At 38.4% G+C, this 6,967-nt stretch carries 8 protein-coding genes; 1 reads left to right on the plus strand and 7 read right to left on the minus strand.

The window, feature by feature from the left end; translation table 11 throughout:
• The 7 genes from ACSLUH_RS19105 to ACSLUH_RS19135 form a co-directional block, all read right to left on the minus strand.
• A partial coding sequence (locus ACSLUH_RS19105) for a hypothetical protein (protein WP_448569999.1) occupies positions 1-368 on the minus strand: 368 nt, incomplete at its 3' end.
• A gap of 164 nt (positions 369-532) precedes the next feature.
• Positions 533-688 carry a hypothetical protein gene (locus ACSLUH_RS19110; protein ID WP_448570001.1) on the minus strand — a complete coding sequence of 52 codons (156 nt, stop codon included), beginning with the start codon at positions 686-688 and terminating at the stop codon, positions 533-535.
• Positions 689-1,018: 330 nt separating this feature from the next.
• Positions 1,019-1,408 carry a hypothetical protein gene (locus ACSLUH_RS19115; protein WP_448570003.1) on the minus strand — a complete coding sequence of 130 codons (390 nt, stop codon included), beginning with the start codon at positions 1,406-1,408 and terminating at the stop codon, positions 1,019-1,021.
• 124 nt (positions 1,409-1,532) lie between these two features.
• A complete protein-coding gene (locus tag ACSLUH_RS19120; RefSeq protein ID WP_448570005.1) occupies positions 1,533-2,246 on the minus strand; it encodes a hypothetical protein in 714 nt (237 codons plus the stop codon).
• Positions 2,247-2,338: 92 nt separating this feature from the next.
• The gene (locus tag ACSLUH_RS19125; protein WP_448570007.1) at positions 2,339-2,830 is read right to left on the minus strand and encodes an ankyrin repeat domain-containing protein; all 492 of its coding nucleotides are present in this window, start codon (positions 2,828-2,830) and stop codon (positions 2,339-2,341) included.
• 114 nt (positions 2,831-2,944) lie between these two features.
• Complete coding sequence (locus ACSLUH_RS19130) at positions 2,945-4,594, minus strand: TIGR04141 family sporadically distributed protein (RefSeq protein ID WP_448570009.1); 1,650 nt, start codon at positions 4,592-4,594, stop codon at positions 2,945-2,947.
• A gap of 82 nt (positions 4,595-4,676) precedes the next feature.
• Entirely contained in the window at positions 4,677-5,126 is a 450-nt protein-coding gene (locus ACSLUH_RS19135) for a hypothetical protein (protein WP_448570011.1), read from the minus strand.
• 187 nt (positions 5,127-5,313) lie between these two features.
• On the opposite strand from ACSLUH_RS19135, the gene ACSLUH_RS19140 reads away from it, so the two are divergent.
• Positions 5,314-6,357, plus strand: coding sequence for an IS110 family RNA-guided transposase (locus ACSLUH_RS19140; protein ID WP_448570013.1), 1,044 nt, complete (start codon positions 5,314-5,316; stop codon positions 6,355-6,357).
• The last annotated feature ends 610 nt before the right edge of the window (positions 6,358-6,967 follow it).

Below are 6,967 nucleotides of genomic sequence, written 5' to 3' on the forward strand. Positions count from 1 at the left end.
TAGGTGCGGCTTTTATCTATAGCCTTATGTATTTCGCAAACTATTTGATTACCATCGAATTGATATAAGTTAGGAATTAATTTCTGATAACCAAATAATTTAACAGAAGCTTTGTCTAGAGTTTTTTTAGGCTTACTTAGCCTTAAAGCAACTCCACCATTATTAGTTACACCAACACCTATTAAATTGTTCCAGTTACACCTAGTTGTGTTAAAAACATTTTTAATAACAATCCCTTGTTCATTGATTTCAATATAACTAAACCAAGGTAACAATAAAGTAAAAAAGATAAATACACAAAATAGACACATGGTTAAAAATACATATCCAAACCAATGCCCCGTTGAGTCTACGATGCTCCATGGCATATAAGAAAAAGCTAAAGAACCACAAAGATAGAGCAGTATTTTTAATTTATTAGTGTAGATTTTGATTATGACTCTCCGTGGCTCCTAACGCCCCACTAAGGGGCTGAAAATAGCTTGCTAAACTGTGTAGCGAAGAGGAACCGAGCAAGCTGTTATCAGTCCCGCTACTTGAGTGGCTTGTTATATTTTTTATAAGATACTCTGAAGTAACCCAACAAGTCCAACTTCGACTCATAAACGCCATAAAATTCAGTAGAGCTATCAGGCAGGACTTGAAAAGGTACCTCGATATAGCCTAAATCTTTAGGAGAATGTGACATAGTTGGCAACGTCTCCCTTAAGTAAATATAAACAAAGCCATTTTTGATAGAAGAGGTATTGTTAGAAAGCGTGAAACTATATTTACATTCTTTAAGATCACAATTTAAAGCTTCTGAATCAATTGTGACATCTTCACCTGACGTGAACATAAAAAGAAGAATGCTTATAAGAAATAAGCCAACAATCCATGTATTCATCAACTTAGAAAAGATAGCGATACCTCAAAAAAATATAACGCCACATTAAGCGGAAAATTATAGTTGGCTAAAATGTTTGAGGAACGAAAAACAGCCAACTGTAAATTTTCCGTTTGAATGCCTTGTTATGTTTTACTTTTCTAACACAGCCTCAACAACAACTGTAGCTACATGACAAGTATTCTTAGTTACTTCTATATTGTATTGAGACCAGTCTAAGTAACCATCCTTGTACACATGAACGTTATAGATCCCACCTCTTTCAAATGCGCCATTTAACATAAGCGTATTATCACAATTATCTGAATCTGGGTTTATTAGCTCTTCAGAGAAGTTAGTATCCTCAATTAATGCTGTGACACCACAATTGATGGATTGACCTGACTCTTTGTCTGTTACTGATATAGTTATTGCTGGGACAGCTTCTGTTGTACAGTTAATTTCATCATTTTCTGAATTATCACACCCAAGTAAAAAAACTAAAGCAAATAAATAAGATTTGTTAACCAATGTAGAATTCATAACACTTCCTTTGTGTAAAACATAACGCCCCATTCAGGGGCTGATAATAGCTCGCTAAAATGTGCAGCGAAGCGGAACTGAGCAAGCTGTTAGCAGTCCCGCTAATGTAATGGCTTGTTAGCAATCAATTTGACTCTATATTTGAAGGTGACAGTATAACTTTATTTACTACTTCTTCAGTTTTAGTTTGAAAATGAATAATAAAATAAACATTACTTTTGGCGAGATCTTTTAAATAATCCAAGCCTATAAATTGAATGGCAAACGCTCTAAGTTCATCTGGATTAGAATCTTTTATTTGGTAAACCACACCGTTATTTAATGTGAAATACATTAAAACCCCTGAACCATTAAGATCTTTAGTAGCTTTCAAGTCTAAAAAGTAATCACTATTAAGTTCAATTTTTGCTGTATTAATATTATTTACAACATTATTGGCAACATCATCGTCTAATTGTGAAACCCATAAATAGCCGAATGCGATAACACCATAAAGAATTACTGAAGCTAATGATATTCCAGCAACTTTCCAACTTGATTCGATTTCAAATTCTTCAGACTCTATTATTTGTTCTTTAGTAAAGTAATGTTTCTTTAGTAGTGCTACGACAGGGATTAAATAAAGGAGAGGAATAACATTGTTTGGCATTTTTTCAGGTAAGAATGGAAGTATTCCGATAATAAGTACACTACCTATTAGACTAAAAATAAAAGATTTAGAAGCTAGATCATGCTTGTCTATAGATTCAAACGAAAATTTTAAAAAATATGCTGCTGCAAATGGGCCTCCAAAAAATGTTGCGGCTTGAATTTGTCTTGGTGAATAGATACTTCTCATGATCATCCTTTGATTGCTAACGCCTCAAACAGGGGCGAGCGTTAGCGAGTCCCTGCCCGAAGAGCACTTGCTGGTTTGATTTGTTAGGCGCTTCACCATGACAAACCCTTCAATTTAATTAGTTTTGCCGATTGGCTTTCTTTATCTAATAGAACGTCGTACGTAACTTTCGAAAAGTAGTCTCTGAGTGATTCTCCTGGCTCAACATGAGAAAGCAACAACTCAACGATTTTAACTTCGTTATTAGTTGCCGCCTCACTCAACGCAGAATCTCCTCCCGGGGTCTTTTTTTTCGGATCCGCACGATTGTTCAGGAGGAATTCACAAAGATTATAGTAACCGAGGCTTGCCGCCTCAGATAACGGTGTATTCCCAAAATCATTGGTGGTGTTTATATCAGCCCCATGTTTAAGCAACCACGAAACTTCAGCTAGTTGATCCTCAACTGCAAGATAATGCAGCACGGTCTCGCCAATGCCGTTTTTTGCATGAACAATCATCGGATCTTCTGATACAAGCCGCTCTGCCATGATTTTATCTTCTACTACTGCCCGAATTAATAAATCAAATCTCTCTCTGCTCATGACTACTTTTACGCCTAACGCCTCAATCAGAGACAATAAAATAGCTGGCTAAAATTAGCGACGAAGGAGCAAAAGCCAGCTGTTTTTTTGTCCTTTGAATTGACTTGTTAGGCATCAGGGCTTAGGTACTGTGCCTACACCAGCAATTTTTACGTCAAACCCTCGTTGTGAAAGACTTTCAAATGCCTTGGAAAGGTTTACTTTACTAAAAAATGGTAAGTTATCCTTCAAAGTTGATGAATCTTCGCCAAGTATTACAAATACAACTTCTACCCCATCACTTTTAAAATTATTTAACGGAACTGTATTCTGTAATCCATCGCACACGCGTTTGAGAACTTTTCTAGTTGCTTTTCTGAACTCTTTATCACCCAACAATATTTCTGCAGACACACTACCTTGAGCAAATAAGTGACTTAAACCAGCCGAGCCACCTTTTCGGTGTTTGACATGAATATACTGCTTGTTTGCAGTCATTAGATCACAAAGCTCAATGGCGGTTGTTGTTCTATTGCTTTTAATTAATTTTTTATCTAAAAGGTGATAAGAATGTGTATTGGCAGCCCTTTCATTGTAGTCACCTTCGGTTTCAATTTTATCCTTTGTCTTACCATCAACAACTTCACTCCATGTATAAACTTCAGGAAATGGTAAGCTAGATATAGGTATTTGTGAAAGCGTGGTGTTTACTCTAGTCATAAAGTCGGTAGCGATTTCGTACCATGCGCCAGCAAACAGCACATATACTTTGTCGCTTGTTTTATGTTCAAAGTAAATAGATTTATATATTTGGTGTTCTGTTTCATTTTCATGGACGTCATATACAAATAGTCGGTCTCTCTTTATTGAATCAACAGATACAGCTGAAACATCAAGATTTGCATAGTAGTCATTAGTTTCAATTGTAGGATTTATAGTGTTTTTGGAGCGCGTAAAGCTAAAGCCCCAAATAGAATCCCAATCAGCTAGTTCAGGAATAGTGACACATACATCAGAGCTTTTGGCTTTTAATGCAGTAACAAGATGATCATCTAGATTTGAAATTTCAGACGATTCCTTAATCTTACGGATGTTATCTACCCATGAAAATTCACCTTTGTAAGAGTCGTTGTCGTAATAGCCCGAAAGCGTTGAGATTAAATCACTGATTTCATCGATGTTTAACTCTATACCAAAAGAAAATACAGAATCACCTCCTGAGATATTCTTTAAATTGACACCTGATTTAGGTGAACCTGTTACTGCTCTCAATACATCTTTCGAAATATCAATCCCAAAGACGCCTACACCTGACTCCCTCGCTGCTTGAGACTTTTTTTGTACAGCTTGATCATCTAAAGTAAAAAGATCAACGCTTCTCAAACTGTCGTGTTTTAAAGTGTTCAGCGCTGTTTTTATTCCAAAGTCATGTACAAAATACTTAGTATCTAAGAGAAAACGGCCATAACCAAAAGTAAAAGCCATTGTATTATCGGGGGTTTTAATAATTAATAACGCGGAGCTAGATCTATTAGACAGTTCATCCAAATCTACACCTGTCACTTCTTCAGTAAAAGTAGTCCATTTAGGCTTTTTCTCCGTTGGGATTTTTACGAAAAGATTCCCCTCTAACTCATGTTGAGTATCAATGTCGTAGGTGTTCACTTGAGCTGAACTCTTTAAGAATTCACTGACATCAAGGTCTTTATACTCATCTTTTACGAGAAATGAATTCAGAAAGAGGTAGGGCTTTTTATCATCACCATCCATTGCAGAATACTCCATATTTGATGCCTAACGCTCGCCTAAACGGCGAGCAACTTGTTGCGAGTCCAGCGCATGAAATGCGCGATGTTTGAGGCGTTTGTTAGGCATTTTTTCTAATGAATAGTGTGTTTTCGCTTTCACTTTTGAAAAGGCCAATTTCGTGGACGGCTAAATCAACAATTTGGTCTAACCGAGAACCCGAATGCCCCCACACAACTCCCTCATATTGAAATGGGAACTCAGAACCGTTTGGGTTTTCACTGTGAATATAGATTGAACTATCCATCGTATCTTCTTTTACTAGGGCGAAACATTGAACTTCGCTGCCACGGTGCTCTGTAATTGACTCAGCTACTTTCAGCATTTCATAGGTTAATTCATCACAGCGTCGACGGTTTTCTGGCCTCGAATTACCTTTTCCATCCCAATCTGGATGGGTATGCCATAAATCAAACCACTCATTCGTATCGAGTCTATCGAAAGCTTCACGACATCTCGCTTCCATTTTTTCCCAATATCGATTAATTCTTTTTTTGTATCTACGATCCATATGACTAGTGATACCTAACGCCTCAATATGGGGCGCACAAATGCTTGGCTAAAATTAGCGAAGAATGAGCGCCAGCCAAGCTTTAGACGTCCCATCCATGATTGCCTTGATACTTATTGAACCTTCTCCCCGAAGTTTAGCCATTGGCTAAACTTCAAGGCGACCAAACCCAAAAGGAGAAAGCTCAATGAAATTCTATACTAAACTACACAATTTTTATTGTGGAATCGACCTGCATGCGCGAATTCTTTATGTGTGCATCTTGGATGAGCATGGTAGCAAGGTGCTTCATCAAAAAATTGCCGCCGACAAAGAAGCGCTGTTAAGCCTTATTTCCCCTTATATCGGCCAAGTGGTGATTGGCGTCGAATGCATGCACTGCTGGTACTGGGTCAGTGACCTGTGTGCTAAATACAACATTGATTTTGTCTTGGGTCATGCCCTGTACATGAAAGCCATTCACGGCGGTAAAGCCAAAAATGATAGAATCGACTCCTATAAAATTGCCTGCCTGCTTAAGGGCGGCAATTTTCCATTAGCTTACAATTACCCGCAAGCGATGCGCTCAACACGAGATTTATTAAGACGAAGAACCAGCTTGGTGCGTCATGGTGCACAGTTAAAAGCACATATTGTCAATACCAACAGCCAATACAACTATCCGCCCCTAGAGCTGCATCTAAAAAACCACTGTGTCAGAGAGGCGTTTCAAACACGGTTTGACGATGAAGCCGTGCAACGCAATGTCAATTTCGACCTCACCATCTTAGATTGTTATGCCAAAGAGCTGAAATACCTTGAATATTACCTTGAACGCAAAGCCCAGAAACATAGGCCGGATTATTACGCCCAACTGAGAACCGTCCCTGGTATCGGCGTTATATTGGCGATGACGATGCTTTATGAAATCGGGGATATTGAGCGATTCACATCAGTCACTAAGTTTGCTTCTTATTGCCGGTTAGTTAAATGCAAAGCCGAATCGGCAGGCAAAACCTATGGCACCAGCGGCAATAAAATTGGCAATGGTCATCTTAAATGGGCTTTTAGCGAAGCAGCGGTGTTATATTTACGCGGTAACGACAAAGCCAAACGCTACCTGAACAAGTTACAAAAACGCATGAGCAAGGCCAAAGCCCTATCAGTATTGGCGCATAAGCTCGGGCGCTGTGTTTATTTCATGTTAAAAAACAAAACGGTCTTTGATGATGAACGGTTTTTAAAAGGCTAAGTCGCACAATGGGGTGAGCTGAACACCTAACTGGATAAGCAAGAACGGCCTTGGATTATTTGCCTTTAAGTCTGCCTTGAGCAAGTAAAAGCAGGTAAGTGTCGTCGCGGTATAAGCCTTGTCGCCTTGATTAGACACCCCATTGGTGCGCATCAACAATGAGCAAAATCGTTTACACCTTAGCTGAGCCTTTAACTAACTGACCCTTATATTATGTAAGTGAGTCATCCGCTTGAGTAGCGCCAGATTAAGGTTAACCGATGAATGTCTAGTGCCCCTGAACGACCTACGGACAGACTGTTTCAGGCAGTGATGAGTTCACATTAAGAGAGCCTCAATATGTGTTTGCCGTAAACGATTGGTTTACTGCCCATATGACAGAGCGAAGTAATAGGTTTTGCTGATTGACTAGATACTTTAGCTGCCTAACGGCAGCTAAAAAAAATACTATTGCCTATTTGACGGGAGAAGGTTCATATGTGTTAGGTGCGGCTTTTATCTATAGCCTTATGTATTTCGCAAACTATTTGATTACCATCGAATTGATATAAGTTAGGAATTAATTTCTGATAACCAAATAATTTAACAGAAGCTTTGTCTAGAGTTTTTT

This window comes from Thalassotalea ganghwensis, from assembly GCF_053485795.1.

Bases quoted from the DNA above. Each gene is read 5' to 3' on its own strand.
- ACSLUH_RS19110 (WP_448570001.1), bottom strand. From the start codon at position 688: ATGTCACATTCTCCTAAAGATTTAGGCTATATCGAGGTACCTTTTCAA.
- ACSLUH_RS19115 (WP_448570003.1), bottom strand. From the start codon at position 1,408: ATGAATTCTACATTGGTTAACAAATCTTATTTATTTGCTTTAGTTTTT.
- ACSLUH_RS19120 (WP_448570005.1), bottom strand. From the start codon at position 2,246: ATGAGAAGTATCTATTCACCAAGACAAATTCAAGCCGCAACATTTTTT.
- ACSLUH_RS19125 (WP_448570007.1), bottom strand. From the start codon at position 2,830: ATGAGCAGAGAGAGATTTGATTTATTAATTCGGGCAGTAGTAGAAGAT.
- ACSLUH_RS19130 (WP_448570009.1), bottom strand. From the start codon at position 4,594: ATGGAGTATTCTGCAATGGATGGTGATGATAAAAAGCCCTACCTCTTT.
- ACSLUH_RS19135 (WP_448570011.1), bottom strand. From the start codon at position 5,126: ATGGATCGTAGATACAAAAAAAGAATTAATCGATATTGGGAAAAAATG.
- ACSLUH_RS19140 (WP_448570013.1), top strand. From the start codon at position 5,314: ATGAAATTCTATACTAAACTACACAATTTTTATTGTGGAATCGACCTG.